At 62.9% G+C, this 714-nt stretch carries 1 protein-coding gene; it reads left to right on the top strand.

Translation table 11 applies throughout. The annotated features are described in order from the left end of the window. On the top strand, positions 1–297 hold a 297-nt coding region (locus MJ797_RS27010; protein ID WP_305039724.1), incomplete at its 5' end, for a pentapeptide repeat-containing protein. Positions 298–714: the final 417 nt, after the last annotated feature.

The following is a 714-nucleotide window of genomic DNA, read 5'->3' on the forward strand; positions in this document are numbered from 1 at the left end:
GGAGCGGACCTGTCCGGTGCCCAACTGGACAGGGCGGCCCTCGTCGATGCCCGGTTGGACGGGGCGAACCTCACCAGCGCGGCCCTTGTTGACGCCCGCCTGGACGGGGCCAGTCTCATCGGTGCCCAGCTCGACCGTGCGAATCTCGAGGGTGCGCAGTGGTCGACGGGTACGCGCTGGCCGGACTCAGGGTGGGCACGACGGATGTGGGACGCCTCAGAGGAGGTGTCCGCTGGCGTGTTCCAGGTCCGGCCGGATCCGGGCTGGGAGCGAGCGGATTTCCCGCCTTTTGTCTGACCCGGCGATGCGGGGTTTCGATGATCCTGGCGGAAGAACCGATGTCAGCGGAGGCCAACGAACGCGCTGGGGGCTGCCAGGGGCTCCGGTACAGTCACTCAGCATCTCACAACAGGGACGCGGTGCGGTTTTATCGTTCGTTCTTAAAAGCAAAAGCCGTCCAAAAAAGATCGAATGGCGTGCCGGCATAGCCGTGGGGAAGGCGCCACGGCCCGCGGTGCCGGAATTATGAAGCCGGATCCTCCACCCGGGGTGCGGCAGTGTGTTTCCGCACGCGCGTGCTGATCGACCGACTGGCTAGGGATCTGTAATGAATTAACAAATGCATCCTCGGGAGCATCTTCGCAGGTCGCGGGCCTGCAGAAGGCTCAAAATGAACAAGTTATTTCATTACGAATTCTAAGTGGCTGGTGGGCA

Source organism: Protofrankia sp. CiP3 (genome assembly GCF_917627345.1).
In the GTDB taxonomy this organism is placed as follows: Bacteria; Actinomycetota; Actinomycetes; order Frankiales; family Frankiaceae; genus Protofrankia.